At 71.5% G+C, this 25,609-nt stretch carries 23 protein-coding genes; 10 read left to right on the forward strand and 13 right to left on the reverse strand.

Translation table 11 applies throughout. The features are described 5' to 3' along the window. Positions 1-100: 100 nt before the first annotated feature. The 5 genes from LMU33_RS15815 to LMU33_RS15835 form a co-directional block, all read right to left on the reverse strand. Positions 101-3,349 (reverse strand): S8 family peptidase, encoded by a 3,249-nt coding sequence (locus LMU33_RS15815; RefSeq protein WP_249813844.1) that lies wholly within the window; start codon positions 3,347-3,349, stop codon positions 101-103. Between the two features lie 278 nt (positions 3,350-3,627). Further along, on the reverse strand, positions 3,628-4,311 hold the full coding sequence (locus LMU33_RS15820) for an ABC transporter ATP-binding protein (RefSeq protein ID WP_228621025.1): 684 nt from the start codon (positions 4,309-4,311) through the stop codon (positions 3,628-3,630). Between the two features lie 55 nt (positions 4,312-4,366). Then, on the reverse strand, positions 4,367-5,821 hold the full coding sequence (locus LMU33_RS15825) for an ABC transporter permease (protein ID WP_228621026.1): 1,455 nt from the start codon (positions 5,819-5,821) through the stop codon (positions 4,367-4,369). A gap of 177 nt (positions 5,822-5,998) precedes the next feature. Further along, on the reverse strand, positions 5,999-7,246 hold the full coding sequence (locus tag LMU33_RS15830) for a L,D-transpeptidase (RefSeq protein WP_228621027.1): 1,248 nt from the start codon (positions 7,244-7,246) through the stop codon (positions 5,999-6,001). 221 nt (positions 7,247-7,467) lie between these two features. Next, entirely contained in the window at positions 7,468-7,812 is a 345-nt protein-coding gene (locus LMU33_RS15835; RefSeq protein WP_228621028.1) for a hypothetical protein, read from the reverse strand. A gap of 109 nt (positions 7,813-7,921) precedes the next feature. Between LMU33_RS15835 and LMU33_RS15840 the strand changes: the two genes are divergently transcribed. Both LMU33_RS15840 and LMU33_RS15845 read left to right on the forward strand, forming a co-directional pair. Next, positions 7,922-8,257, forward strand: coding sequence for an LPXTG cell wall anchor domain-containing protein (locus LMU33_RS15840; RefSeq protein WP_228621029.1), 336 nt, complete (start codon positions 7,922-7,924; stop codon positions 8,255-8,257). Between the two features lie 42 nt (positions 8,258-8,299). Continuing rightward, positions 8,300-9,079, forward strand: a complete 780-nt coding sequence (locus LMU33_RS15845; RefSeq protein ID WP_228621030.1) for a hypothetical protein — start codon at positions 8,300-8,302, stop codon at positions 9,077-9,079. Positions 9,080-9,145: 66 nt separating this feature from the next. On the opposite strand, the gene hutH is transcribed toward LMU33_RS15845, so the two are convergent. The 3 genes from hutH to LMU33_RS15860 all read right to left on the reverse strand — a co-directional run bounded on the left by hutH (position 9,146) and on the right by LMU33_RS15860 (position 12,836). Beyond that, the gene (hutH, locus tag LMU33_RS15850; RefSeq protein ID WP_228621296.1) at positions 9,146-10,684 is read right to left on the reverse strand and encodes a histidine ammonia-lyase; all 1,539 of its coding nucleotides are present in this window, start codon (positions 10,682-10,684) and stop codon (positions 9,146-9,148) included. A gap of 108 nt (positions 10,685-10,792) precedes the next feature. Next, complete coding sequence (locus LMU33_RS15855) at positions 10,793-11,938, reverse strand: GGDEF domain-containing protein (RefSeq protein ID WP_228621031.1); 1,146 nt, start codon at positions 11,936-11,938, stop codon at positions 10,793-10,795. A gap of 103 nt (positions 11,939-12,041) precedes the next feature. Further along, positions 12,042-12,836, reverse strand: a complete 795-nt coding sequence (locus LMU33_RS15860) for an enoyl-CoA hydratase/isomerase family protein (RefSeq protein WP_228621032.1) — start codon at positions 12,834-12,836, stop codon at positions 12,042-12,044. 208 nt (positions 12,837-13,044) lie between these two features. Between LMU33_RS15860 and LMU33_RS15865 the strand changes: the two genes are divergently transcribed. Further along, positions 13,045-13,647: a hypothetical protein gene (locus LMU33_RS15865; protein ID WP_228621033.1), complete on the forward strand. Its 603-nt coding sequence runs from the start codon at positions 13,045-13,047 to the stop codon at positions 13,645-13,647. Between the two features lie 26 nt (positions 13,648-13,673). On the opposite strand, the gene LMU33_RS15870 is transcribed toward LMU33_RS15865, so the two are convergent. Beyond that, the gene (locus tag LMU33_RS15870; protein WP_228621034.1) at positions 13,674-14,819 is read right to left on the reverse strand and encodes an adenylate/guanylate cyclase domain-containing protein; all 1,146 of its coding nucleotides are present in this window, start codon (positions 14,817-14,819) and stop codon (positions 13,674-13,676) included. Between the two features lie 284 nt (positions 14,820-15,103). Further along, complete coding sequence (locus LMU33_RS15875; RefSeq protein ID WP_228621035.1) at positions 15,104-15,964, reverse strand: biotin--[acetyl-CoA-carboxylase] ligase; 861 nt, start codon at positions 15,962-15,964, stop codon at positions 15,104-15,106. A 110-nt stretch (positions 15,965-16,074) separates the two neighbouring features. Between LMU33_RS15875 and LMU33_RS15880 the strand changes: the two genes are divergently transcribed. The 4 genes from LMU33_RS15880 (at position 16,075) to LMU33_RS15890 (ending at position 18,754) form a co-directional block, all read left to right on the forward strand. Continuing rightward, positions 16,075-17,694 carry an acyl-CoA carboxylase subunit beta gene (locus LMU33_RS15880; protein ID WP_228621036.1) on the forward strand — a complete coding sequence of 540 codons (1,620 nt, stop codon included), beginning with the start codon at positions 16,075-16,077 and terminating at the stop codon, positions 17,692-17,694. A gap of 9 nt (positions 17,695-17,703) precedes the next feature. Then, entirely contained in the window at positions 17,704-17,913 is a 210-nt protein-coding gene (locus LMU33_RS15885; protein ID WP_228621037.1) for an acyl-CoA carboxylase epsilon subunit, read from the forward strand. A 68-nt stretch (positions 17,914-17,981) separates the two neighbouring features. Beyond that, entirely contained in the window at positions 17,982-18,110 is a 129-nt protein-coding gene (gene mmpB / locus LMU33_RS41400; protein WP_283844159.1) for a morphogenic membrane protein MmpB, read from the forward strand. Positions 18,111-18,136: 26 nt separating this feature from the next. After that, positions 18,137-18,754 carry a Maf family protein gene (locus tag LMU33_RS15890; RefSeq protein ID WP_228621038.1) on the forward strand — a complete coding sequence of 206 codons (618 nt, stop codon included), beginning with the start codon at positions 18,137-18,139 and terminating at the stop codon, positions 18,752-18,754. Here LMU33_RS15890 and LMU33_RS15895 read toward each other — a convergent pair. Then, positions 18,726-19,304: a hypothetical protein gene (locus tag LMU33_RS15895; RefSeq protein ID WP_372477971.1), complete on the reverse strand. Its 579-nt coding sequence runs from the start codon at positions 19,302-19,304 to the stop codon at positions 18,726-18,728. The genes LMU33_RS15890 and LMU33_RS15895 overlap by 29 nt on opposite strands. A 379-nt stretch (positions 19,305-19,683) precedes the next feature. Here LMU33_RS15895 and LMU33_RS15900 point away from each other — a divergent pair, with 379 nt between their 5' ends. From LMU33_RS15900 to LMU33_RS15910, 3 genes are all read left to right on the forward strand, one after another. Next, positions 19,684-21,456 (forward strand): acetyl/propionyl/methylcrotonyl-CoA carboxylase subunit alpha, encoded by a 1,773-nt coding sequence (locus LMU33_RS15900; RefSeq protein ID WP_228621040.1) that lies wholly within the window; start codon positions 19,684-19,686, stop codon positions 21,454-21,456. Positions 21,457-21,534: 78 nt separating this feature from the next. After that, a complete protein-coding gene (locus tag LMU33_RS15905) occupies positions 21,535-21,957 on the forward strand; it encodes a hypothetical protein (protein WP_228621041.1) in 423 nt (140 codons plus the stop codon). A 3-nt stretch (positions 21,958-21,960) separates the two neighbouring features. Continuing rightward, entirely contained in the window at positions 21,961-22,896 is a 936-nt protein-coding gene (locus LMU33_RS15910; protein WP_228621042.1) for a hypothetical protein, read from the forward strand. 139 nt (positions 22,897-23,035) lie between these two features. On the opposite strand, the gene LMU33_RS15915 is transcribed toward LMU33_RS15910, so the two are convergent. Beyond that, a complete protein-coding gene (locus tag LMU33_RS15915) occupies positions 23,036-23,971 on the reverse strand; it encodes a DeoR/GlpR family DNA-binding transcription regulator (protein WP_228621043.1) in 936 nt (311 codons plus the stop codon). A gap of 166 nt (positions 23,972-24,137) precedes the next feature. Continuing rightward, the gene (locus LMU33_RS15920) at positions 24,138-25,586 is read right to left on the reverse strand and encodes an NAD(P)H-quinone dehydrogenase (protein WP_228621044.1); all 1,449 of its coding nucleotides are present in this window, start codon (positions 25,584-25,586) and stop codon (positions 24,138-24,140) included. Positions 25,587-25,609: the final 23 nt, after the last annotated feature.

The raw sequence follows: 25,609 nt of genomic DNA on the forward strand, positions 1-25,609 counted from the left end.
GCCTTCGTACGACGCCTTCGTCAGACGCTCCTCGTACGACGGAGGGGCACCCGGAGCCTGTGCTCCGGATGCCCCTCGCCCGTTCAGCTGGCGCTACGGCTCACTTGCCGAAGTACGCGTCGTAGACCGTGATCTGCGACGTGTTGCCCTGCTTGTCGGTGATCACGGAGCGGAAGGAGACGGACTTGCCCTTCGCCGGGCTCCTCACGGTGATCCTGCCGCCTCGGACGTCGACCTTCGTGAAGGTCTTGCCGTCGTAGGAGACGTACACCGCCAGGGACTTCAGGTTCCCGCCCGCGGCCGAGCCCTCGACGGTGACCGGGAAGCCGACCGTCCGGCCGGCCGGGACCCGGCTGTCCAGGCCGGTCGTGACGCCGTAGTGCAGGACGGAGGCCGGGAGCTTCACCGCGGTGCCGGACACGTTCTTGGAGCGGAAGGTCCAGGCCGCGTCGATCCGCGAGGAGGCCGGGGCGACGCTCGCCGAGCGCCTGACCGAGGTGGTCAGCCTGTACGCGGCGTCACCGGCCGGGACCTTGAAGGCCTCGTTGCCGAACAGCGGGTCCGCGTTCGAGCCGACCTTGGTGCCGTCGCGGTACAGGGTCGTGTTCACCGAGGTGAACTCCGAGTACCCGGCGTGCCTGCCGGAGTCGGCGAACAGGGGCAGCGAGCCGTAGATCTCGTTGCCGCTGCGGAACAGCCCGAGGTCCTTGTCGACGTGCGGGCCGAAGACCGCGGTGTTGACCGTCCTGGTGTAGCTGTGGCCGGCCTTGAAGGTGGACTGGCCGAGCGTGTAACTCGCCTCCTGGATCGGGAAGCCGTCCTGGTCGCGCCCGCCGTACTGGCTGAAGTCCAGGTCCCACAGGACCCCGCCGCCCGCGGACACGTGCAGGGTGCGGGTGCCGGGCAGCTTCTGCGGGATGTCGATGGAGGAGGCACCGGAGCTGCCGGGCAGCCAGCCGATGGGGCTGATCGAGCCGGTCCTGCCGCGCGCGGCGGCGCCGAGCCGGGCCTTGACGGTGGCCAGCTCACTCGCCTTGTAGTGCTTGGTGTAGCCGGTGGCGAGCTGCTTGACCGGGCCGCCGGTGGTGACGTCGTACTCCTCGCCCGCGCCCTTGGTCCAGTGGCCGTCCCACTGCTGGAACAGTCGGCCGGCGGGCAGCCGCGGGCCCAGGTGGGCGGTGCGGAAGTTCTTGTACGAGTCAAGGAACCAGTTGTAGCTGAACTCGCCGTCGCCGATCGTCAGGGAGTACCCCGGCGCGGCGAACTGCGACTTCACCCCCGTGGCCGGGACGGTGATGTCCACCGGCCTGGCCCTGCGCGCGTCGATCGTGACGGTCTGCTTCTTGGAGACGGTCAGCTTCGGCTGGGCGATCCAGTCGGTGCCCTTGGTGCCGTCCTTGTCCACGAAGACGGCGGCGTTCAGGATGTACGTGCCCTTGGGCGCGCGCACCTTCACCGTGCCGGAGGGGTCGTACGGGCTCAGCTCCGTGCCGCTCGCCAGTCCGGTCACACCGCTGAGGCCGGCGTTGTAGAACCTGGCCGGCTTGCCGTCACGGCCGATGACCTTCAGCGTGATGTCGTACGACTCCACCTCGCGCTGCACCGCGGCGGCCGTGCGGACCGTCTGGCCGGCGCCGGTCGCGGTCACGTAGGCGGAGTAGGCGCCGTCGAGGGTGCCGCCCAGCCTGGTGTCGGCGGTGAGGTCGACGGAGGCCCTGCCGTGCGCGGGGACCGTCAGCCTGGTCGCGCCGAGCCGGAAGAAGCCCGAGGGGGCCGCGTGGCCCTTGGGGTCGAGGGCGGTGCTGCTCAGGGTGAGCGTGACGTCCTTGCCGCCGAGGTTGCGGTAGGTCACCTTCCTGGTGACGGGCTTGTCGTCGGTGTGCGGCCACTGCTGCAGCCCGAAGTTCACCGAGACCGGGTCGGCGATCACCGACTGGCCGATGGCCCTGTCCACCGCGATACGGCCCGAACCCTGCTGGTACGGCGTGTAGTCGCCGCCCTTGGCGGAGCCGGTGAGCGCGCCCTTCAGCTCGGCGTAGCCCCAGTCGGGGTGCTCCTGCTTCAGGATCGCGGCGGCGCCCGCGACGTGCGGGGTGGCCATGGAGGTGCCGGAGAGGGTCAGGTAGCCCTCGGGCTTCTCGCCGACCTCCTGGTCGACGACGCTGCCCTTGGCCGCGGCGGCGGTGATGTCCACGCCGGGCGCGGTGACGTCGGGCTTGATGGCGTAGTCGCCGAGGCGCGGGCCGGTGGAGGAGAAGTCGGCGAGCCTGTCCTTCTTGTCGACGGCGCCGACGGTGAGCGCGGCGTCCGCGCTGCCCGGCGAACTGATCGAGTGCGGGCCGTCGTTGCCGGCGGCGATCGCGAACAGGACGCCCTTGGTGGCGGACAGCTTGTCGACCTCGGCCTCGAGCGGGTCGGTGCCGGGGCTGTCGTAGCCGCCGAGGCTGAGGTTGACGACGGAGGCGCCCTGCTGGGCCGCCCACTCCATGCCGGCGAGGATGCCGGAGTCGTCACCGGAGCCGGTGTCGTCGAGGACCTTGCCGTTGAGGATCTTGGCGTCCGGGGCGACCCCCTTGTACTTGCCGCCCGACTTGGCGCCGGTGCCCGCCACGATGGAGGCGACGTGGGTGCCGTGCCCGTAGTGGTCGGTGGCATCGGCGGCGCCGGAGAAGTTCTTGGCCGCGATCACCTGGTTCTTGAGGTCCGGGTGGCGGGTGTCCACACCGGTGTCCAGGACGGCGACCTTCACGCCCTTGCCGGTGTAGCCGGCCCTCCAGGCGACCGGGGCGCCGATCTGCGGCACGGACTTGTCGAGGGAGGCCTTGCGGACACCGTCGAGCCAGACGTGCGCGATGCCGGAGGCGGTGTCGTTCCCGTGGGTGACGGCGTGCCACAGCCCGGCGGTGTCCTTGACCGGCGCCTGTACGGCGTCGGCGTCGAGGGCGCTCAGGCTGCGGCGCAGACGGCCCGCGTCCCGGACGTCCGCCCTGGCGGCCTGGGCGGCCCGGGCGGAGCCGGTGTAGGCGACGATGACCTTCAGGCCGTCCTTCTGGGCCCGGCGGGTGGCCGTCTTGTTCAACTCGGTGATGTCGAACAGGCGCTGGTCCAGCTTGCCGGAGGCCACCAGGTGGGCCGCGTCGACCGGGACGACCAGGGTGTGGCCCTCGGTCCTGCGGACCTGGAAGGGTATGTGCTCGCGGCCCCTGGCGCGCTGCAGGCCGACGATGCGGCCCTTGGCGTCGAGCGCGACGCGGTCTCCGGTGATGAGCGTGACATGGGTCTTCGCGGTGAGCGCGGAGGCGGCGGTCGGCGCGCGCTCCGCGGGCTTCGCCGACGCCGGGCTGGTCATACCCGCTGCGAGGGCGACGGCTGCAGCCGTGGCGACACCGGCCGCAGCAGCTCTTTTCACTTGTCTGCGCAAGTTCTCCCCCTGGAGATGGAGTGCCGGGCGAATTCCCCGTTCGCACCGGCCGGGCCGGCCTCGTACGTGCACACGTCGCAGGCACGTCGAACCCCCCGGATCACGCAGTATGCCGGGGGGTGATCAGACGTCTCAATGGATGAGAGGACGGTAAGAAAGAGCGACGGAAAACTGTTACGCCGCGGGCGGACCGCTGTTACAAAGCGTCAGGCGCCGGCGTTCTCCCTTACCGTGATCTTTCCCTTGCGGATGGTGGCCAGCCGCGGGGCCTTCTTCGCGATCGCGGAGTCGTGGGTGACCATGACGAAGGTCAACCCGTGCTCCTCCCACAGGCGTTCGAGCACGTCCATGATCTCGTCGCGCATGCCCTCGTCGAGGTTGCCGGTCGGTTCGTCGGCGAGCAGCACCTTGGGCTTCTTCACCACGGCCCGGGCGATGGCGACGCGCTGCTGCTGTCCTCCGGACATCTCGCCGGGGAGGTGGGAGAGGCGCTCGCCGAGGCCGACGGACTTCAGTGCGTCGGCGGCGAGTTCGCGGCGTTCCTTGACCTTGATGCCGAGCGGGACGAGGGCCGTCTCGACGTTCTCCTGGGCGGTGAGCGTGGGGATGAGGTTGAAGGACTGGAAGACGAAGCCGATGTTCTCGCTGCGGACCCTTGTCAGCCGCGCTTCACTGAGCTTGGCCAGGTCGGTGCCGTCCAGGACGACTTCGCCGGAGGTGGGGCGGTCGAGGGCGCCGAGCATCTGCAGGAGGGTGGATTTTCCGCCACCGGTGGGGCCTTGGATGACGAGCCGGTCGCCGTCGGCGATGGTGAGGTCGACTCCGTCGAGGGCGTGGACGGTGTCCTTGCCCCTTGCATAGCGCTTGGTCACGTTGGTCAGTTCGTACACGGTGGCTCCTGGGGAGGGTGGTGGGCCTTCGGGGGCGCTGCGCAGCCGGCCTCGGCTACTCGACTCGGCGCAGCGCGTCCGCCGGGCGGAGCCTGGACGCGCGCCAGCCGCCGAAGGCACCGGCGATGAGACCACCGGCCACCGCCAGGGCCACCGCCAGCGCGATCGTCGTGACGCTGACCGGGGCCGTCAGGGCGACCTCCAGGGACTTCGCCGCCTGGCGGCCGGGGCCCCCGAAACCGCCGCCACCGGGACCGCCGCCGAAGCCGCCCCCACCGCCGCCACCACCCAACTGGGCCTGCAACGTCGGGCTGACGGCCGTGACCGCGTACGCGCCCGCGAGGCCCAGGGCGATGCCGAGGGCGCCGCCGACCAGGCCGTTGACGACGGCCTCGCCGACCACCTGCCGGGTCACCCGGCCCGACTTCCAGCCGAGCGCCTTCAGCGTGCCGAACTCGCGGACGCGGCGGGAGACCGCGGAGGACGTCAGCAGGCCCGCGACCAGGAACGCGGCCACCAGCACCGCGATGGACAGCCACTTGCCGACCTTGGTGGCGAGGGAGGAGGCGGTGGAGAGAGAGCCCGAGACCGTCTTGGCGAGGTCGGAGGAGGTGGTGACCGTCGTACCGGAGACGTTCTTCTGGATGGCGCTCTTGACCGAGTCGATCTTCTGGGAGTCGGTCGCCTTGACGTAGATCGTGGTGACCTTGTCCTTCTCGCCGGCGAGGGTCTGCGCCTGCTTCAGCGGGATGTACAGGTTGGCCGCCGAGTCGCCGCTGTTCGCGGTGGCGATGCCGATGACCGTGAACTCGGTGCCGCTGATGGTGACGGTGGAGCCGACCTTGTACTTCTTCGTCTTCGCGTACGCCGAGTCCGCCACGGCCACCTTGGCGTCGGTCTCGGTGGACTTGAAGGTACGGCCGCCGGTGATCTTCGAGGAGGTCAGCGGGCCGAGCCCGATGTGGGTGACGTCGGTGCCGTAGACCGTGTACTGGTTGATATTGAAGTCGGCGCCGCCGCCCTTGACCTCGCCCTGCGGCTGCCCGCCCTCGCCGCCGCGCTGGAAGCCACCACCGCCGCCGCTCTGCTGGAACTGGCCGCGGGTGAAGGAGCCGTCGACCCGGAAGACGTTGAGGCTCAGCCCGCCGACGGCCTGCGAGACGCCCTTCTGGCCCGCCACCTTGTCGACGGTGGTGGAGGCCAGGGTGGTGAAGCCCTGCACCCGGACCCGGTCACTGCTCTGGGAGGACTTGTCGTCGTTGTTCCGGGCGTCGAAGCGGAAGCGGGGCTGCCCGGAGCCGTCCGCGGTCGGGGTGGCCGCCTTGGTGACGGTCATGTCCGTACCCAGGCCGTACAGCGACTGCAGGACCTTGTCCTGGGCCTTCCCCATGCCGCTGGACACGGAGTTGACCACGATGACCAGCGCGATGCCCAGCGCGAGGCCGGAGGCGACGACGAGGGCCGCCTTTCTGCGGCGGCGCAGTTCGCGCCTCAGGTAGGTGAAGAACATGGCCCGCAAGCTAGGGGCGGACCGTGACCGCACCCTAAGGCCGGCATAAGAGATGCATGAGAAGGCTGCGTCCCGGCATATAGCGGGTCCTAAAAACGCCGGTGCCGCCCTCGAAGGGCGGCACCGGGAGCTGTGCGACGGGTCGTCGGGCCGACGAACCGTCGCAGGGCAGAACCGTCAGACGGCGGAACCGGCCTTCCACTGGGCCCAGTCCATGTTCCAGCCGTTGAGGCCGTTGTCCGGGGAGACCGTCCTGTCGCCGGTGTTCTGGACGACGACCACGTCACCGATCAGGGAGTGGCCGTAGAACCAGGCGGCCGGGGTGTTCGCGTCACCGGCGCCCTTGACGTCCTGCAGACCGACGCAGCCGTGGCTGGTGTTGACGTTGCCGAAGACGGACGGCGCGCCCCAGTAGTTGCCGTGGATGAAGGTGCCGGAGGTGGTCAGGCGCATGGCGTGCGGCACGTCCTTGATGTCGTACTCGCCCTTGCCGTCGGAGTCCTTGAAGCCGACCGTCGCGCCGTTCATGCGGGTCTGCTTGAACTTCTCCGAGATCACCATCTGACCCTGGTAGGTGGTGTGGCCGGGGGCCCCGGCGGAGATCGGGATGGTCTTGACGACCTTGCCGTCCTGCGTGACCCTCATCTGCTTGGTCTTCGCGTCGACGTAGGAGACCTGGTTGCGGCCGATGTGGAAGGTGACCGTCTTCTGCTGGACGCCGGTGATGCCGGGCGCGCCCTGGACGCCGTCGAGGGCGAGCTTCAGGGTGACGGTGGAGCCCTCCTTCCAGTACTGCTCCGGGCGGCAGTCCATGCGGTTGGCGTTGAACCAGTGGCAGGCGACCTCCTGGCCGCTGCTGGAGGTGACCGTGACGCCCTTCTGCACGGCAGCCTTGTTGGTGATCGCCTTGTCGAAGTTGATCGAGACCGGCATGCCGACGCCGACCGTGGCGCCGTCGTCCGGGGTGAAGGTGCCGATGAAGCTGTTGGCCGGGGAGACGGTGGTGAAGGACGCGTTCTCGTTGGCTATGCGGCCCTGGGCGTCCTTGGCCTGCGCGGCGACCTTGTAGGTGGTGGAGCGCTGCAGCTGGACGGTGGGCTTCCAGCTCGTCCTGTCGGCGGAGAGCTGACCGGCGACGGTCTTGCCGTCCTCGGTGGTCATGGTGACGCCGGTGAGGGTGCCCTTGCTGACGGTGACGGTGGCGGAGTTGTTGATCGAGGCGTTGTTCGAGCCGTCCTTCGGCGTGATCGTGATCTGCGCCTGAGAGGACTTCTTCGCCGCCGCCGCGTCGGCCTGGGCCTGGGAGGACTCGCCCTTGTCGGACGACTTGGCCTTGCCGCCGCCGGAACAGCCGGTGAGGGCCAGGACACCGCCGAGCAGTGCGGACGCGGCCATCAGGCCCTTGCGCCGCTTACTGTCCGTCATCACACGCTTCTCCATCGTTGCCGAGTCGCCAGAAATCCCGAGAGTCCCCCGCAGGAACCTTCAACGCTACGGCCGTGCCGTCCCGTTCCACATCCAGTGGATCTGTGGGGCACACCACGTCCGCGGTGCGCGGATGGTGCGGGAGTCGGTCCGTGCGTCCCCTGGGACGACGAAACCCCGGACGGCGGTTGCCGTCCGGGGTCAGGAGTGCCCCGTAACGCTCAGCCGATGCCGTCCTCTTCTTCGTCGCCGGCCCCATCTTCCTCGTCCAGGTCCCAGTCGGGCGAGTCCGGGTCGTAGTCGATCCGCTCACTCGACCAGGACGCCTGCTGGAGCTCCACCCCGGGCACCTCGCTGACCAGGTCGAAGGGGTCCACGAGATACGCCAGGGCCTCCGCGGTGTCTTCCGTCACAGCGCCCTCGGCCTGGGTCCGCTCCGCCGCCGGCAGCTCCGGGTCGGCGGCGAGCCGGCGCAGCGCGGCCTTGGTGACCTCGCCCTCGTCGTGCACCTCGAGGACCAGCTCCACCCGAAGCCGTACAAAACGTGATGTGTCTTCAGCGTTCATGGCGCGAGCGTACGACCGAAACCTCCTGTGACTTTCCTGTGACCCGCCACTTTCACTAACATCGCTGCCCACGGCCAATTCGCCAGCGTCACAAGGGGATCGATATTCCGTGTCATCCGCTCGCCGTCCGCTGCTGACCGCCACCGCCGCGGGCACTCTGCTGTGCGCGCTGTGGTTCGTCCCGTCCGCGCACGCGTCGCAGGGCTCCTCGGCGGACTCGACGGCGAGAGCGGGCACGGAAACCTCCGCCGCGCACCTGACCCAGCAGGCCAGGGCGGTGTCGCAGGCGACCGCCGAGACCGCGCGGGAGGCGGCGGACGACACCGAACTCGCCGACACCGGAAGCATCGACACCACGCCGTACGTCGTCGGCGGCACCCTCTTCCTCGGCGTGGGCGCCGGCTTCGTGGTCTATTCGGTGCGCCGCGAACGCATGGGCTTTTAATTGCCCTTGACGGTCCTTTGACGGTTCCCACATAGTTCGGCCATGAAGAGATCATCGGGCGTACGGCCGTGCGCCGCAGCAGTCGTCGGTGCGCTGTCGTTCGCCCTTGTCACGGGCTGTTCCGGCGGGGATTCGTCCGGCGGGGACGCGAAGCACTCCGCTACGGCCGCAAAAGCGCTGAGCGCCACGGAGTTGAAGAAGCTGATCATCACCGAGGGCGAGGTGCCCGGGTTCACGGTGGGAGCCGTGCCCGCCGCCCGCGCCAAGGCGATCACCACCGACAGCGCGCCGTGCCGGCCCCTGGTCCGCGTGCTGAGCGGGCTCCCGCCGGTCGAGGCGCCGGCCAGGACCGACCGCCTGGCCACGGAGAAGCAGAAGAAGGACCCCAGCGCCAAGCCGACCTCCCTGGACGACCTCGACGAGGGGAAGTTCGAGGAGGCGATGCACAGGTCCCTGGACCGGGACCTCACCACGGTGACCCTGGCCTCGTACGACGGGGACGGCGCCGAGAAGGCCCTCGCGTCGGTCTCCGCCGCGGTGAAGGACTGCGCGAGCGGCTTCCCCGCCCAGCAGGCGGGCACGAAGGTGCGGTTCACCAAGGTCGCCGAGGAGAGGGCGACGGGCACCGGGGACGGGGCGGTGGCGTTCACCGCGACCATGGACTCGGACGACGGGGACGCGGCCCCCGTCCACGCCGAGGTGCTCCGGCTGGGGAACAACCTGTCGGTGTACTTCACCTCGAACCTCGGCGCGATGATGGCCAAGAAGGCGTACGCGGTGTCGCCCGCCGTCGTCAAGGCCCAGCAGGCCAAGCTGAAGTGACACGACAACAGGGGCCCTGCACCGGCAGGGCCCCTGTTCTCGTGCTGAGACGTTACTGCGGAGGCGTCACCGCAGCGGGCCGGTGACCGACTCCGCCGCCGCGACGAGGTGGCCGCCGCGCACGAACGCGTCGGCGGCGGCCAGGTCGGGCGCCAGGAACCGGTCCGGGCCCGGCCCTTGCACACCGGCGGCGCGCACGGCCTCGATCACGGCCTGGGAGGCGGGCGCCGGGGTGAGGCCCTCGCGCAGCTCGATGGCGCGGGTGGCCGCGTACAGCTCGACGGCGATGATCCGGGTGAGGTTGCCGACGGCGGTGCGCAGCTTGCGCGCGGCCGACCAGCCCATGGACACGTGGTCCTCCTGCATGGCGGAGGACGGGATGGAGTCCGCGGAGGCCGGTACGGCGAGCCGCTTCATCTCGCTGACCAGCGCGGCCTGCGTGTACTGGGCGATCATCAGCCCGGAGTCGACACCGGCGTCGTCGGCGAGGAACGGCGGCAGGCCGTGGCTGCGGTTCTTGTCCAGCAGCCGGTCGGTGCGGCGCTCGGCGATGGAGCCGAGGTCGGCCGCCGCGATGGCGAGGAAGTCCAGGACGTAGGCCACGGGCGCGCCGTGGAAGTTGCCGTTGGACTCCACGCGGCCGTCGGGCAGCACGACCGGGTTGTCGACGGCGGAGGCCAGCTCCCGCTCGGCGACCAGCCGCGCGTGCGCCATGGTGTCGCGCCCGGCACCGGCGACCTGCGGGGCACAGCGCACGGAGTAGGCGTCCTGGACGCGCGGGGCGTCGTCCTGGTGGTGCCCGGTGAGCTGCGAACCCTGCAGCACCGCCAGCATGTTGGCGGCGGAGGCGCCCTGCCCCGGGTGCGGGCGGATCGCGTGCAGCTCGGGCGCCAGCACCTTGTCGGTGCCGAGCAGCGCCTCCAGGCTGAGGGCGGCGGTGACGTCGGCGGACTTGTAGAGGGTGTCGAGGTCGGCGAGGGCCATGACCAGCATGCCGAGCATGCCGTCGGTGCCGTTGAGGAGGGCCAGGCCCTCCTTCTCGCGCAGCTCGACCGGCTTGATCCCGTGCTCGGCGAGCAGCTCACCGGCGGGCCGTACGACCCCGTCGGGCCCTTCGGCGTCTCCCTCGCCCATGAGGGTCAGGGCGCAGTGGGACAGCGGGGCCAGGTCGCCGGAGCAGCCGAGGGAGCCGTACTCGTGCACGACCGGGGTGATCCCGGCGTTGAGCACGTCCGCCATGGTCTGCGCGACCTCGGGCCGTACGCCGGTGTGTCCGGAGCAGACGGTCTTCAGCCGCAGGAACATCAGGGCCCGTACGACCTCGCGCTCCACCCGCGGGCCCATGCCGGCGGCGTGCGAGCGCACGATGTTGCGCTGCAGCTGGGCGCGCAGTTCCTGGCTGATGTGCCGGGTCGCCAGGGCGCCGAAGCCGGTCGACACGCCGTAGACCGGGTCCGGCTTGGCCGCCAGCGCGTCCACGATCTCGCGGGCCGCCGCGAGGGCGGCCACCGCCTCGGCCGACAGCTCGACGCGGGCACCGCCTCGCGCCACGGCGAGCACGTCGGACGCCGTGACACCCGACGTCCCCACCACCACAGTGTGCATATCCATATTCAGGAGCGTACGCATTGAATGCAGAGATGTCACTAGTGGAGTACGGCAGCGACCCTTACCCATCCGTGTGGGCTTCGCCTCAACCGCGGGCACCTCGGCCTATGGCCGGCGCCCACGGAACCGGCGCCGCTCGGAAGGCGCCATGTGCGGCGGCTCGTCGGCCAGCCGTACGACCGGATCCTCCGGCCCCTCCCGCCCGGCCACCACCGGCCGGTCGGCACCCAGGGCCTTGGCCCGGTACTGGGCGGCGTCGGCGAGCCGGAACAGCCGCCGCGCGTCCCGCACCTCCCCGATCGGATCCTGGGTCGAGGCGACCCCGCACGCCACTCCCTCGCCGAGCTCCAACTCCCCCGCCCTGCGGCACAGTTCATCGGCGGCCTTGACCACGTCGTCGGCGGCCGGCCCGACGGCCAGCAGACAGAACTCGTCCCCGCCGAGCCGCGCGACCAGCGCGCCCGGCACCATGGCGCCGCACAGCGACAGCACCGAGCCGAAGCGTTCCAGCAGCCGGTCGCCGACGGCGTGCCCGAGCGTGTCGTTCACGCGCTTCAGCCCGTTCAGGTCGCAGACCACGAGGCTGACGACCACGCCCTCCGCGCGGTGCCGCTCGACCGCCTCCTCCAGACGCACGTCCACGGCCCGGCGGTTGGCGAGCCCCGTGAGCGGGTCGGTGTACGCGAGCCGGCGGGCCTCCTCCAGCCGCTCGGTCTGCGCGAGCCCCGCGGCGACGACGGCGGCCAGCACGGTCGCGAAGTCGGCGTCGGCCCGGTCGAACACGGGGGCCCGGACCGCCCGGGCGACGTACAACTCGCCCCAGGCCCTGCCGTGCAGCACGACCGGCGCGACCACACAACAGCCCCGGCCGCGGCGGCGCAGGGCGGCGACCCGGTGATGGAAGTAGCCGGGTGTGCCGGCGGCGGTCCCCTCGGCGGTCTCCACCCACGCGTTCGCTCCGCCCCCTCCGGCCCACCGCTCGTGCAGGAACTCGGTGATCTCCGGGAACTGGTGCACCGGGTAGGCCTCGGACTCGGGGAACTCCTCCTCGTCCGGGCGCCGGTCCCCCACGTTCACCAGGACGCGCAGCCGGCCGAGCTCCCGCTCCCACACCGACAGCGCGGCGAAGCTGCCGTCCAGTGCTCGGCAGGCGCCGAGCGCGGCGGCCTGCCAGGCCCCTGCCGGGGTGTGCGCCGCCGCCATGCCCTGCGCCAGCGCCACGACTGCGGCCAGCCGCTTGTCCTCACCCATTACTCCAGGTTAGGGAGAGTTTGAGGGATTCGGGACATTGGCGGGGCGATCAGGTGGATGCCTGTGCGGCAGCGCCTCTCGGGGCGCTGCCGCACACGGCGTGCTACTCGCCCGGCCACTCCGGCTTGCGCTTCTCGTTGAAGGCCGCCACGCCCTCCGCGCGGTCTGCAGAGAACGCCACGGTCCGCCACGCGGCGTCCTCGACCTCCAGACCCGCCCGCAGATCGAGTCCCTGCCCCAGCCGCAGCGCCCGCTTGGCGGCGCGCAGCCCGACCGGCGAGTTGCCGGCGATACCGGTGGCCATGGACAAAGCCTCCTCGCGGTCCCGGCCCTCGTCCACCACCCGGTCGACCAGCCCCAGCTCGGCCGCCTCCGCCGCCTCCACCCGCCGCGCGGAGAAGATCAGCTCGGCCGCGCGCGCCGCCCCGACCCGGCGCGGCAGCAGCTGCGTACCGCCACCGCCGGGAATCACGCCCACGGACACCTCCGGCAGCCCCACCACCGCCGTACGGTCGGCCACGATCAGGTCGCAGGACAGGGCCAGTTCGAAACCGCCGCCGAGCGCGAAGCCGTGTACGGCCGCGATCGTCGGCATCGGCAGCTCCAGCACCCCGGTGTACGCACCGCGTGTCACCGGCCGCTGGCGGCGCAGGTCCGCGTCGCTGAAGGAGTTGCGCTCCTTCAGGTCCGCGCCGACGCAGAACGCCCGCTCGTGGGACGAGGTCAGGACCACCACCCGCGCGTCCCGGTCCCCGGCCAGCGCCGAGCACGCGGTGGAGAGGGAGCGGGCCATCTCCGTGGAGACGGCATTCATGGCCTTGGGCCGGTCCATGACCAGCTCCGCGACGTGACCGTGCCGCCGCACCAGCACGAACTCCCCGAACCGCTCCTCGCCCATGACACCCTCCGCCGATCTGTTAACGCGGGTTAACGCACTGACGGCCCGATCATCGCAGCCGTACCCGATTCCGGGAAAGTCCAGGGGGCTACGCCCGTTCGAGTGACATCCCGGCCGTCTCACCCCACATCGCCCACAGGAGCGCATAGCGTGCGTCCGCCACGGCACGCCCGCGGCGCGGCCGGGAGGGGAACCGGGGAGGGGAACCATGGCACCGATACGTGCACAGGCCCGCACCGAAGACGGGGCAGAAGAGCCCGTACGGCGCGGACGGCACCGCAAACCACGCCCCCGCAAGGTGCTGCTCGCCGCCGGCGGTCTCGCCCTGGCGGCGGGTGTGCTCAGCCTGGTCCGGGTCGCGTCGGAGCCGGGAGTCGGCGCCCCGGGCACGGCGGAGGCCGAGCCGCGCGGCGGCGCGGGCGGGAGCGCCACGGGCCATGCGGCGAACACCGACGCCACGGTCCTCGCCGGTCCCACCGCCCTGCCCTCGGCGACGTCCGCCATGGGCGGCAGAAGCCTCGCGCCGACACCCTCGGCCACACCCACCGGTCCGGCCGCGCCCACGACATCGGCGGGAGGCACGGCCGTCCCGGCCGCGACCGGCCTCCCGACCGCTCCGGCCTCCACCCCGGGCACCACACCGCGGCCCCCGGCGACGACGTCCGCCCCGCGCCCGGCCCCGACGACGACCCGGCCCGCGCCGACCACCCCCGCGCCCACGGGGAGCACGACGGACCCGGAGGGCCCCGGCGGGCTGTGCGTACCGGTGCTGGGCCTGTGCGTGGACGCAGCCGACGGCACCGGGCGCTAGGCCCTGCCCGGCGCACCACAGGGTGTCTACGGCTGGCTGTCGCGGCGTGCCAGCAGCCAGGGCTCGACCACGCCGAGCCCACGCACCGGACGTTGCCACATCGGCTGGAGCGCGAAACGGTACTTCGGCGGCTCCTCGCCCTCCTTCTCGGCGGCCGCCGCGGCCTCGGCCGCCTCCGCCTCGGAGGCGGGGGCCTCGCCGGTGCGGATCAGCTCCTCGGCGAAGGCGCTGTCCACCAGCACGGCGTCCCGGGGGGCTATCGACGTCAGCCGGGAGGCCAGGTTCACCGTCGTGCCGAACACGTCACCCATGCGCGTGGTGACCGTGCCGAACGCCATGCCGACCCGCAGCTCGGGCATCGTCTCGTCGTTCGCCAGCGTCTCCACCAGGCGCAGCGCGATGTCCGCGGCCGTACCGGAGTCGTCCGCCGCGTACAGCACCTCGTCGCCGAGGGTCTTGATGAGCCGTCCGCCGCGCGCGGCCACCAGGTCGGCGGCGGTGGTCTCGAACGCCTCGACCAGCTCGCCGAGCTCCTCCTCCTCCATCCGGCGGGTCAGCCGGGTGAACCCGACCAGATCGGCGAAGCCGACGGCGAGCCGCCGGTCGACCATCTCCTCGTCGTCCGCCGACTGCACGACCCGCCCGGCGGAGGCGGCGAGCTGGCGCCGCCAGACGTAGACCAGGAACTCCTCCAGCTCGGGCAGGAGCAGCTCGACGATCGGGTACGTCACCTCGGTGCGGGTCATCCCGGGCTCGGGCGGCTCGGTCAGGCCCTCCAGGAAGGAATCCATCTGCCACTCGGCCAAACGGGCGGTGGTCTGCCCGGTGGACCGGGCCACCTGCACCGCCATGGCCTCGCTGAGCAGCCCCGCCTCGACGAGACCGGCGAGGCGGCGCAGAGCGAGCACGTCGGCCTCGGTGAGCGCCTTGGCCTGCCCGATGTCGGCGAAGCCCATGGCCCGCCAGAACCGGGACGCCAGCTCCATGGAGACACCGGCGCTACGGGCCGCCTGGAACGGCGTGTAGCGGCGCTCGGCGCCCAGGATGAGCTGTTCGAGGCGCAGGGCCAGCGGGTCCTCGCCCGGGTCGGCGGCGTGGGCGTCCCCCCGTTCCTGGGGAGGGTCCACCCGGCCGTCCGCGTCCGCGCCGGAGCCCGTGTCGTCGACGGTCACGCCTGCTGCCCTTCCGATCTGCCGCGGTCAGGTATCGACCGGCCTCAACTCTACGGCAGGTGTGCGCCAGCTCACTCCGTCGGGTTCGGCCGGGGGTATGTGCTCGGTGCCGGGTACGTGCTGCATGCTTCGGTGGCTGCGCCGGGGAGGTCCGGGGGCCACCGCCGTCGCCGGGTGCGGGTCCGTCGTGGCTGGTCGCGCCCATGCCCGGAGCCGCATGTCGAGACCGCCCGCGCCCCTTGCGGGGCGCTGCGGGCGGCCGCGCCGCCAGGCGCCGCCTTCCCCTAGGCGGGACGCAAGTGCACGATGTCCCCCGCCCCCACCGGCTCCTGCACCCCCGCCTGCGTCGCGATGACAAGGCGGCCGTCCCCGTCGATCGCCACCGCCTCGCCGACGACCGACCGCTCCCCCGGCAGCTCGGCCCGCACGGTGCGTCCCAGCGTCGCGCAGCCCGCCGCGTAGGCCTCCTGAAGACCGCTCACCGCGGGATCACCCCCGGCGCCCCGCCACCGCCCGTACCAGTCCTCCAGCGCCCGCAGCACCGCCCGCAGCAGCGGATCGCGGTCCGTGCTCACCGCGTCCGCCAGCGCAAGCGACCCCGCCTGCGGGACCGGCAGTTCCTCCGCCCGCAGGGTGACGTTGATGCCGACGCCGATGACCACACCGTCCTCACCGGCCCGCTCGGCGAGGATGCCCCCCGCCTTGCGTTCCTCACCCCCCACGGTCACCAGCAGGTCGTTCGGCCACTTCAGGGCCGTGTCCACGCCCGCCGCCCGGGACAGCCCGGTCGCCACGGCGACGCCCGTGAGCAGCGGCAGCCAGCCCCACCGGGCCACCGGCACCTCGGCGGGCCGCAGGAACACGGAGAAGAACAGGCCCGAGCGCGCCGGCGCCGTCCACCGGCGGTCCAGGCGCCCCTTGCCCGCCGTCTGCTCCTCCGCCACCAGCACCGCCCCCTCGTCCGCCTTCCCCGCGGCGGCCCGGGCGACCAGGTCGGAGTTGGTGGAGCCGGTGCGCTGCACCACGTCCACCCCGCTGTACAGGCTCCCCTCCCGGACCAGCGCGCGCCGCAGTGCCGCGGCGTTCAGCGGCGGACGGTCCAGGTCGGACCAGCGGCTGTCATCTGATGCATTGTGCGGCGTCATGCAAGTCACCCTAGGTGTGGGAAACGCCGCACTGCCGACCCACATGCCCAGCACTACTCTACGGATGAGTAACCGTCCCCCCTTTTGAGCAGGCAGGGAGCCGCATCCCGATGTCCGAGCCGGAAGAGCGTCAAGAGATCCACGAGACTCAAGGGATCGATATCCACACCACCGCGGGCAAGCTCGCGGATCTCCAGCGCCGCATCGACGAGGCGACGCACGCCGGCTCGGAACGCGCCGTCGAAAAGCAGCACGCCAAGGGCAAGCTGACGGCCCGTGAGCGGATCGAGCTGCTGCTCGACGAGGACTCCTTCGTCGAGCTCGACGAGTTCGCCCGGCACCGGTCCACGAACTTCGGCCTGGAGAAGAACCGGCCGTACGGGGACGGTGTCGTCACCGGGTACGGCACCGTCGACGGCCGTCCCGTCGCCGTCTTCTCCCAGGACTTCACCGTCTTCGGCGGCGCCCTCGGCGAGGTCTACGGCCAGAAGATCGTCAAGGTGATGGACTTCGCGCTGAAGACCGGCTGCCCGGTCATCGGCATCAACGACTCCGGCGGGGCACGGATCCAGGAGGGCGTCGCCTCCCTGGGCGCCTACGGCGAGATCTTCCGCCGCAACACCCACGCCAGCGGCGTCATCCCGCAGATCTCGCTGGTCGTCGGGCCCTGCGCGGGCGGCGCGGTGTACTCCCCGGCCATCACCGACTTCACGGTCATGGTCGACCAGACCTCGCACATGTTCATCACCGGCCCCGACGTCATCAAGACCGTCACCGGCGAGGACGTCGGTTTCGAGGAGCTCGGCGGCGCCCGCACCCACAACGCCGTCTCCGGTGTGGCCCACCACATGGCGGGCGACGAGAAGGACGCCATCGAGTACATCAAGCAGCTGCTGTCGTACCTGCCGTCCAACAACCTCAGCGAGGCCCCGGTCTTCCCGGAGGAGGCGGACCTCACCGTCACCGACGAGGACCGCGAGCTGGACACCGTCGTCCCGGACAGCGCGAACCAGCCGTACGACATCCGCACGGTGGTCGAACACGTCCTGGACGACGGCGAGTTCTTCGAGACCCAGGCGCTGTTCGCGCCGAACATGGTCACCGGCTTCGGGCGTGTCGAGGGCTACCCCGTCGGCATCGTCGCCAACCAGCCCATGCAGTTCGCCGGCTGCCTGGACATCGACGCCTCCGAGAAGGCCGCCCGGTTCGTGCGCACCTGCGACGCGTTCAACGTCCCGGTGCTGACCTTCGTGGATGTCCCCGGCTTCCTGCCGGGCGTCGACCAGGAGCACACCGGCATCATCCGGCGCGGCGCCAAGCTGATCTACGCCTACGCCGAGGCCACCGTCCCGCTCATCACGGTCATCACCCGCAAGGCCTTCGGCGGCGCCTACGACGTCATGGGCTCCAAGCACCTGGGCGCCGACCTCAACCTGGCCTGGCCGACCGCCCAGATCGCCGTCATGGGCGCCCAGGGCGCGGTCAACATCCTGCACCGCCGCACCATCGCCGAGGCGGAGTCCTCCGGAAACGGCGAGGCCACGCGGGCGCGGCTGATCCAGGAGTACGAGGACACCCTCCTCAACCCCTACATCGCGGCCGAGCGCGGCTACGTCGACGCGGTGATCATGCCGTCCGACACCCGCGCCCACATCGTCCGCGGCCTGCGTCAGCTGCGCACGAAGCGGGAATCCCTGCCTCCGAAGAAGCACGGCAACATCCCCCTGTAAGGAGCCGCTGTGACGATCAGAGTCGTACGGGGCAACCCGACCCCGGAGGAGCTGGCCGCCGCCCTGGCGGTGGTCCGCGCCCGCGCCGCGGCGGCAGCGGCAACGCCGCCCGGCGCGAAGGGCCCGAGGGACGCGTGGTCCGACCCGGGCAGGATCGCGGGCGCCCACCTGCCCAAGCCGGGCCCGGCGTCCTGGACCCGCACGTACTGGCCGGGCTGAGGCGCGACGCCCCAACTTGAGTAGCAGTACTCAGGCGTCCGGCCGCCACCCGGCCGCACGCTGGACGAGTGCTGTGGTCAGACCCCGAGAACGAGCCGCCGAAGGAGCTGCGCGACGCGCAGGACATGCTTCGGCGGCTCGGCTTCCTCATGGCCCTGGCCATGATCCTGGCCATGGTCGTGATCGGCCTGAGCTAGCGCGGCGACGGGGCTAACCTGACGGCATGACTGCCAAGCCACGCCGCCGCCTGATCCTCGCCTCCCGGTCCCCCGCCCGCCTGGGCCTCCTGCGGCAGGCCGGCCTCGATCCCGAGGTGATCGTGAGCGGCGTCGACGAAGACGCCCTCACCGCCCCCACCCCGGCGGAGCTGGCGCTCGCCCTGGCCGAGGCGAAGGCCTCGGTCGTGGCGGCGAAGCCGGAGGTGCAGGGCGCCCTGGTGATCGGCTGCGACTCGGTGCTGGAGCTGGACGGGCACGCCCTCGGCAAGCCCGCCGACGCCGAAGAGGCGACCGCCCGCTGGAAGGCGATGCGCGGGCGCGCCGGGACCCTCCAGACGGGCCACTGCATCTGGGACACGACCGCCAAGCGGTACGTCTCCGGCACCGCCTCCACCGTGGTCCGCTTCGGCGAACCGAGCGACGAGGAGATCGCGGCGTACGTGGCCTCCGGCGAACCCCTCTACGTCGCCGGGGCCTTCACCCTGGACGGCCGTTCGGCGCCGTTCATCGAGGGCATCGACGGCGACCACGGCAACGTGATCGGCATCAGCCTGCCCCTGGTGCGCAAGCTGCTGGCGGAACTGGGCGTCGGCATCACGGAGTTGTGGTCGCCGGCCGAGTGACCTGGGCGGGCACGGCGTCCTGCGGCTCGTCGTCCCCGCCGTCCCCGTCCTGCGGCTCGTCCGTACGGGGGGCGGGTACGGCCGCTCCGGCCGGGATCCCGGCCGGCTCGGTCGCGGCTTCCGGGCCCCCGTCCGCCCCCGCCCCGTCGCCCGGGGCGGCCGGCTGCGGGCCGCCCTCGCGGTCGTACGTCATCAGGAGCAGGACGACGAGGCCGAGCACCACCACCATGAACAGGAACGCCGTCCAGCCGACCAGGCCCCAGGCGAAGGCGCCCAGCAGGCCGTGCACGACCGCCGCGCTGATCAGCAGGACGCGGCCGAAGCCCGCGGGGGCCCGGTCGCGTATCGCGACCAGGACGGCCACCAGCGCGCACAGCGCGAAGTAGAGGCCGAAGACGAGGCCGCCGATCTTCGAGGACGTCGACATCACGTTCGGATCGAGGCCGGCCAGGGACATCTGCTGCCGGTCGACGACCACGCCGAGGAACCAGTTCAGCGCCGCGACGAAGAACGCCTCCGCCAGAAGGACGACCGCCACGACCCATGCCACCGGTCTGCGCACCACCGGTCCCCACCCACTCTCAAGCCATGCCGCTGTTACCCCAGGTACGTTCGAGTCGTCATGAACGCTACTAACGGGTAAACCCCGGGACAAGGGTTCGCGCAGCAGCAAAGAATCATTGGGCCATTCGTAGGGACTCGACAAAGAAACAGAGTGGGCCGCAGCACGCCCTCACAGAGACCTTGACCACACGACGGGGCTAGGGTTTCCGGGAGGAGCCCTGCGTACCGAGGTGCGACAAGGCTTTTCGCGGGTCGAGCGCGCCTCGAATCACGCTCCGTGTGGGCAAGCTCACCATCGGGGATGGGTCGAAGTGCCGTGTCGGCAGTCCCTAAACTCGGCTTGTTTCAAGGAGGGAGCCTCAATCGTGCGCAAGGTGCTCATCGCCAACCGTGGCGAAATCGCTGTCCGCGTGGCCCGGGCCTGCCGGGACGCCGGGATCGCGAGCGTGGCCGTCTACGCCGACCCGGACCGGGACGCTCTGCATGTCCGCGCCGCGGATGAGGCGTTCGCCCTGGGCGGTGACACCCCGGCCGGCAGCTACCTGGACATCCAGAAGGTCCTGAACGCCGCGCGGGAGTCCGGCGCGGATGCCGTCCATCCGGGTTACGGCTTCCTCTCGGAGAACGCCGAATTCGCCCAGGCGGTGCTGGACGCGGGACTGATCTGGATCGGCCCGCCGCCGCAGGCCATCCGCGACCTCGGCGACAAGGTGGCCGCCCGCCACATCGCCCAGCGCGCCGGCGCCCCGCTGGTGGCCGGCACCCCCGACCCGGTCTCCGGTGCCGAGGAGGTCGTGGCCTTCGCCGAGCAGCACGGCCTGCCCATCGCGATCAAGGCCGCCTTCGGCGGTGGCGGCCGCGGCCTGAAGGTCGCCCGCACCCTCGAAGAGGTCCCCGAGCTGTACGAGTCGGCCGTGCGCGAGGCGGTCGCCGCCTTCGGTCGCGGCGAGTGCTTCGTGGAGCGCTACCTGGACCGCCCGCGGCACGTGGAGACGCAGTGCCTGGCGGACAAGCACGGCAACGTGGTCGTCGTATCGACGCGTGACTGCTCGCTGCAGCGCCGTCACCAGAAGCTGGTCGAGGAGGCCCCGGCGCCGTTCCTGTCCGAGGAGCAGGTCGCCGAGCTGTACCGCGCCTCCAAGGCCATCCTGAAGGAGGCCGGCTACGTCGGCGCCGGCACCTGTGAGTTCCTGGTCGGCCAGGACGGCACGATCTCCTTCCTGGAGGTCAACACCCGCCTGCAGGTCGAGCACCCGGTGACCGAGGAGGTCGCCGGCATCGACCTGGTGCGCGAGATGTTCCGCATCGCCGACGGCGAGGAACTCGGCTACGACGACCCGGCGCTGCGCGGCCACTCCTTCGAGTTCCGCATCAACGGCGAGGACCCCGGCCGCAACTTCCTGCCCGCCCCCGGCACGGTGACGAGGTTCGACGCGCCGTCGGGCCCCGGTGTCCGCCTGGACGCCGGCGTGGAGTCGGGCAGCGTGATCGGCCCGGCCTGGGACTCCCTGCTCGCCAAGCTGATCGTCACGGGCCGTACCCGCAAGGAGGCCCTGGAGCGCGCCGCCCGCGCCCTGGACGAGTTCCAGGTCGAGGGCATGGCCACCGCGATCCCCTTCCACCGCACGGTGGTCAGGGACCCGGCGTTCGCCCCCGAACTGACCGGCTCGGACGCACCGTTCACGGTCCACACCCGCTGGATCGAGACCGAGTTCGTCAACGAGATCAAGCCGTTCGCCGCCCCCGCCGACGTCGAGGCGGAGGAGGAGACGGGCCGCGAGACGGTCGTCGTCGAGGTCGGCGGCAAGCGCCTGGAGGTCTCCCTCCCGGCCTCCCTCGGCATGTCCCTGGCCCGCACCGGCCTCGCGGCCGGCGCCAAGCCCAAGCGCCGCGCGGCCAAGAAGTCCGGCCCCGTCGCCTCCGGAGACACCCTCGCCTCCCCGATGCAGGGCACGATCGTCAAGGTCGCGGTCGAGGAGGGCCAGGAGGTCAAGGAAGGCGACCTGGTCGTCGTCCTGGAGGCCATGAAGATGGAACAGCCGCTGAACGCGCACAAGGCGGGCACCATCAAGGGCCTGAGCGCGGAGGTCGGCGCGTCCGTCACCTCGGGCGCGGCGATCTGCGAGATCAAGGACTGAAGTCCGGCACCACGTCAGTGAGTTGGCCTCCGGCGCCTGCCGGGGGCCAACTGCTTTCCCGGGCCCTAAGCTGGCCGCGTGGACTACGTCTTCACCGTCACCAGCACCGGTACCGACCGCGTCGACGGGCTGCTCCGGTGGTTGCGGCAGGACGCGCCGGCAGGGGCGTGGTCCGAACTGCCGGCGAACGCCCCGGACAGCGTGGACGTCCGGGTCAGGGGCGACGCCCTCGCGGCGGCCCGGTTCGCACGGTCCCTGATCGACTGGCTGAACCTGTCCGGCCGGACCGCCGCCACCATCACCGTCACAGTCGACGCACCCTCCGGGCGCACGAGCGTCGTCCTCACCTCCCGCCAGACCGATCTGCACGAACTCGTGGACAGGATCAGTCAGTTGGCCGGGCGGGAGGACGCCGTCGAGGGCACGGTCGTGGGCCACACCTCCCCCGGCCCCGTCCTCGACCCCGACGACGACTGGGCGCGGGAGGGGGAGGAGTCGTAGCCCGTGGGAGACATCGCCAAGGGCGCCCTCGGCGGCGGCTGGACGCTGCTCGTCGGCTGGATCCTGCCGACCGCGCTGAATCTGGCCGTGTTCCTGTTCGCGGTCGCGCCCAGCCTGCGCCGCCCCGCGCTCCTGGCCGGGCACTGGCCGGCGACGGGAGGCCATACCGCCCTGCTGCTCCTGATCGCGGCCGTCCTGCTCGGCCTGGTCCTCAACGCGCTCCAGACGCCCCTCTACCGCTTCCTGGAGGGGTACGCGCTGTGGCCGGCCGTGGCGTACGAGCGTGGCTGCCGGGTGCAGCGGGCCCGGCGCCGGCGCATCGCCGACCGGCTGACGGCCACCTCCGGCACCTCACCCATCCGGCGGGCCCTGCTCACCGAGAAGCTGAGCCGGTATCCGGTGGGCGACGAGCAGATCGCCCCGACCCGGCTCGGCAACGCCGTCCGCCGCTTCGAGGAGTACGGCCACGACCGCTACCGGCTCGACACCCAGGTCCTGTGGAACGAGCTCACCAGTGCCGCCCCCGAGTGGACCCGCAGACAGAACGACACGGCCCGCACCAACGTCGACTTCTTCGTGGCCCTGCTGTACGGCCATGCGGCGGTGGCCGGTTCGGCGTGCGCCGCGCTGGCGTCCGGCCGGGCCGACCGCCCGGTGCTGGTCGTCACGGCCGTCGTACTGACCGCCCTGATCCCCGTCTGGTACCGGGCGGCGGTGGCCGCCACCGACGAGTGGGCGGCGGCGGTGCGCGCCCTGGTCAACCTGGGCCGCAAGCCCCTGGCCGAGGCGTTCGGCCTGGTCCTGCCGGCCGACCTGGAGGACGAGCGCACCATGTGGCAACTGGTGACCCGAATGTCCCGCCGCCGCTACGCCCCGGCGGCCAGAGCGGCCTTCGCCTCCTATCGAGCCCGGCCACCCGAGCCTCCCACACAGACCTGAGCCAGGTAGCCGACCGAAGGGCAGCCGGCCCAAGGGGCGCGGGGCTGTGTCGACATGCGGCTCCGCCGCGTGGGCGCGACAGGCCACGACACATCCGCACCCGCCCGGCTACTCAAGCCCCTACGGCGAACGGGCACCGTCACCGCCGCCGCAGATCGGCGACGCGCCCCCGCTCGGCCCCTGCCGGCTGGTCGCCCAGCATTCCACGCAACCCACCTCCAGGGACCCCCCGCCTAGGCCCCGGCAGGGATGCGCGCCGCGCCGGGGCCTGCTCACCCCCCGGAGGTGCTCCGTTCGCCCCCGCCACGGCGATCTGCACCCCCTGGTCGGCAAGGGCCTGCAACTCGGTGGCGGCGCGGTCGTCGTGGACGGGAGGCTCGTCGGTGACCAGGCGGGTGATGAGGTCGGTCGGCACGGTCTGGAACATCGTGTCCGTGCCGAGCTTGGTGTGGTCGGCGAGGACCACGACCTCCGCGGCTGCCTGGACGAGGGCCCGGTCGACGGACGCCGAGAGCATGTTGGAGGTGGACAGCCCGCGTTCGGCGGTGAGCCCGCTCCCGGAGAGGAAGGCCTTGGACACTCTCAGCCCCTGCAGGGACTGTTCGGCGCCGGAGCCGACGAGGGCGTAGTTGGAGCCGCGCAGGGTGCCGCCGGTCATCACGACCTCCACCCGGTTGGCGTGGGCCAACGCCTGGGCGACCAGCAACGAGTTGGTGACGACGGTCAGCCCGGGCACCCGCGCGAGCCGGCGGGCCAGCTCCTGCGTGGTCGTACCGGCACCGACCACGATGGCCTCGCCCTCTTCGACGAGGCCCGCCGCGAGGTCGGCGATGGCCGTCTTCTCGGCGGTCGCGAGATGGGACTTCTGCGGAAAGCCGGACTCTCGCGTAAACCCGCCCGGTAGTACCGCACCGCCGTGCCGGCGGTCGAGGAGTCCTTCTGCCTCCAGTGCCCGCACGTCCCGCCGTACGGTCACTTCGGAGGTCTGGACGACGCGGGCGAGCTCACGGAGCGACACGGCACCGTTCGCTCGCACCATTTCGAGGATCAATTGGCGACGTTCAGCAGCGAACACGAAACTGACAGTAACCCCAGCGACCGTCTGGTTTCAGCAGTTTGCGCCGAATAACAGAAGTTGTTCGCATGGCAGGGCGGGAAGTGGTATAGGACCTATCCGCCCCGACTATGCCGTACGCAAACGCGGCAACTCCCCGTGACCAGCGGGAAGCCGGAACCGGCCGTCAGGCCTCCACGCCGGCCTTGCGGGTGTGGAGCTGGCGGGCCACCTCCGCGATCGACCCCGAAAGGGAGGGATACACCGTGAACGCGTTCGCGATCTGTTCGACCGTCAGATTGTTGTCGACGGCGATCGAGATGGGGTGGATCAGTTCCGAGGCGCGCGGTGCCACGACCACACCGCCGACGACGATGCCCGTACCCGGCCGGCAGAAGATCTTCACGAAGCCGTCCCGGATGCCCTGCATCTTCGCGCGCGGGTTGCGCAGCAGCGGCAGCTTCACCACCCGGGCGTCGATCTTGCCCGCGTCCACGTCCGCCTGCGTGTAGCCGACGGTCGCGATCTCGGGGTCGGTGAAGACGTTGGACGACACAGTCTTCAGGTTCAGCGGGGCCACCGCGTCGCCGAGGAAGTGGTACATGGCGATACGTCCCTGCATGGCGGCGACGGAGGCGAGCGCGAACACTCCGGTCACGTCACCGGCCGCGTACACGCCGGGAGCGGTCGTCCGCGACACCTTGTCGGTCCAGATGTGACCGGAGTCGCGGAGCTTGACGCCCGCCCCCTCCAGACCGAGCCCCGCGCTGTTCGGGATGGCGCCGACGGCCATCAGGCAGTGCGTGCCGCCGATGACGCGCCCGTCGGCCAGCGTGACCTCCACCCGGTCCCCGACCCGCTTGGCGGAGGCGGCACGGGAGCGGGCCATGACGTTCATGCCACGGCGCCGGAAGACGTCCTCCAGCACGGCGGCGGCGTCCGGGTCCTCGCCCGGCAGCACGCGGTCCCGGGAGGAGACCAGGGTGACCTTGGACCCCAGCGCCTGATAGGCACCGGCGAACTCGGCGCCGGTCACACCGGAGCCGACCACGATCAGCTCTTCCGGCAGCTCGGTGAGGTCGTAGACCTGGGTCCAGTTCAGGATGCGCTCGCCGTCGGGCTGGGCGTCGGGCAGCTCGCGCGGGTGACCGCCGGTGGCGATGAGGACGGCGTCGGCGGTGAGGGTCTCCTCGGTGCCGTCGGCGGCGGTGACGACGACCTTCCGGGACCCGTCGAGGGCCTGCATGCCCTCCAGCCGGCCGCGCCCGCGCATGACCCGGGCGCCGGCGCGGGTGACGGAGGCGGTGATGTCGTGGGACTGGGCGAGCGCCAGCCGCTTCACCCGGCGGTTGACCTTCCCCAGGTCCACGCCGACCACCCGGGCCGCCTGCTCCAGCGGCGGGGTGTCGTCGGCGACGATGATCCCGAGCTCCTCGTACGACGAGTCGAAGGTGGTCATCACCTCGGCCGTAGCGATGAGCGTCTTCGACGGCACGCAGTCGGTCAGCACCGACGCTCCGCCCAGACCGTCGCAGTCGGCGACGGTCACCTCCGCACCGAGCTGGGCGGCTACCAGGGCCGCCTCGTATCCGCCGGGTCCGCCACCGATGATCACGATCCGAGTCACGTACTCCATTGTCCCGCACGCTTCAAGGTGCT

This window comes from Streptomyces barringtoniae (assembly GCF_020819595.1).
Classification (GTDB): Bacteria; Actinomycetota; Actinomycetes; order Streptomycetales; family Streptomycetaceae; genus Streptomyces; species Streptomyces barringtoniae.

Coding starts and splice junctions, on each gene's coding strand:
- LMU33_RS15815 (WP_249813844.1), bottom strand. CDS start 3,349: ATGACCAGCCCGGCGTCGGCGAAGCCCGCGGAGCGCGCGCCGACCGCC.
- LMU33_RS15825 (WP_228621026.1), bottom strand. CDS start 5,821: ATGTTCTTCACCTACCTGAGGCGCGAACTGCGCCGCCGCAGAAAGGCG.
- LMU33_RS15830 (WP_228621027.1), bottom strand. CDS start 7,246: ATGACGGACAGTAAGCGGCGCAAGGGCCTGATGGCCGCGTCCGCACTG.
- LMU33_RS15835 (WP_228621028.1), bottom strand. CDS start 7,812: ATGAACGCTGAAGACACATCACGTTTTGTACGGCTTCGGGTGGAGCTG.
- LMU33_RS15845 (WP_228621030.1), top strand. CDS start 8,300: ATGAAGAGATCATCGGGCGTACGGCCGTGCGCCGCAGCAGTCGTCGGT.
- hutH (WP_228621296.1), bottom strand. CDS start 10,684: ATGCACACTGTGGTGGTGGGGACGTCGGGTGTCACGGCGTCCGACGTG.
- LMU33_RS15855 (WP_228621031.1), bottom strand. CDS start 11,938: ATGGGTGAGGACAAGCGGCTGGCCGCAGTCGTGGCGCTGGCGCAGGGC.
- LMU33_RS15860 (WP_228621032.1), bottom strand. CDS start 12,836: ATGGGCGAGGAGCGGTTCGGGGAGTTCGTGCTGGTGCGGCGGCACGGT.
- LMU33_RS15865 (WP_228621033.1), top strand. CDS start 13,045: ATGGCACCGATACGTGCACAGGCCCGCACCGAAGACGGGGCAGAAGAG.
- LMU33_RS15875 (WP_228621035.1), bottom strand. CDS start 15,964: ATGACGCCGCACAATGCATCAGATGACAGCCGCTGGTCCGACCTGGAC.
- LMU33_RS15880 (WP_228621036.1), top strand. CDS start 16,075: ATGTCCGAGCCGGAAGAGCGTCAAGAGATCCACGAGACTCAAGGGATC.
- LMU33_RS15890 (WP_228621038.1), top strand. CDS start 18,137: ATGACTGCCAAGCCACGCCGCCGCCTGATCCTCGCCTCCCGGTCCCCC.
- LMU33_RS15920 (WP_228621044.1), bottom strand. CDS start 25,586: ATGGAGTACGTGACTCGGATCGTGATCATCGGTGGCGGACCCGGCGGA.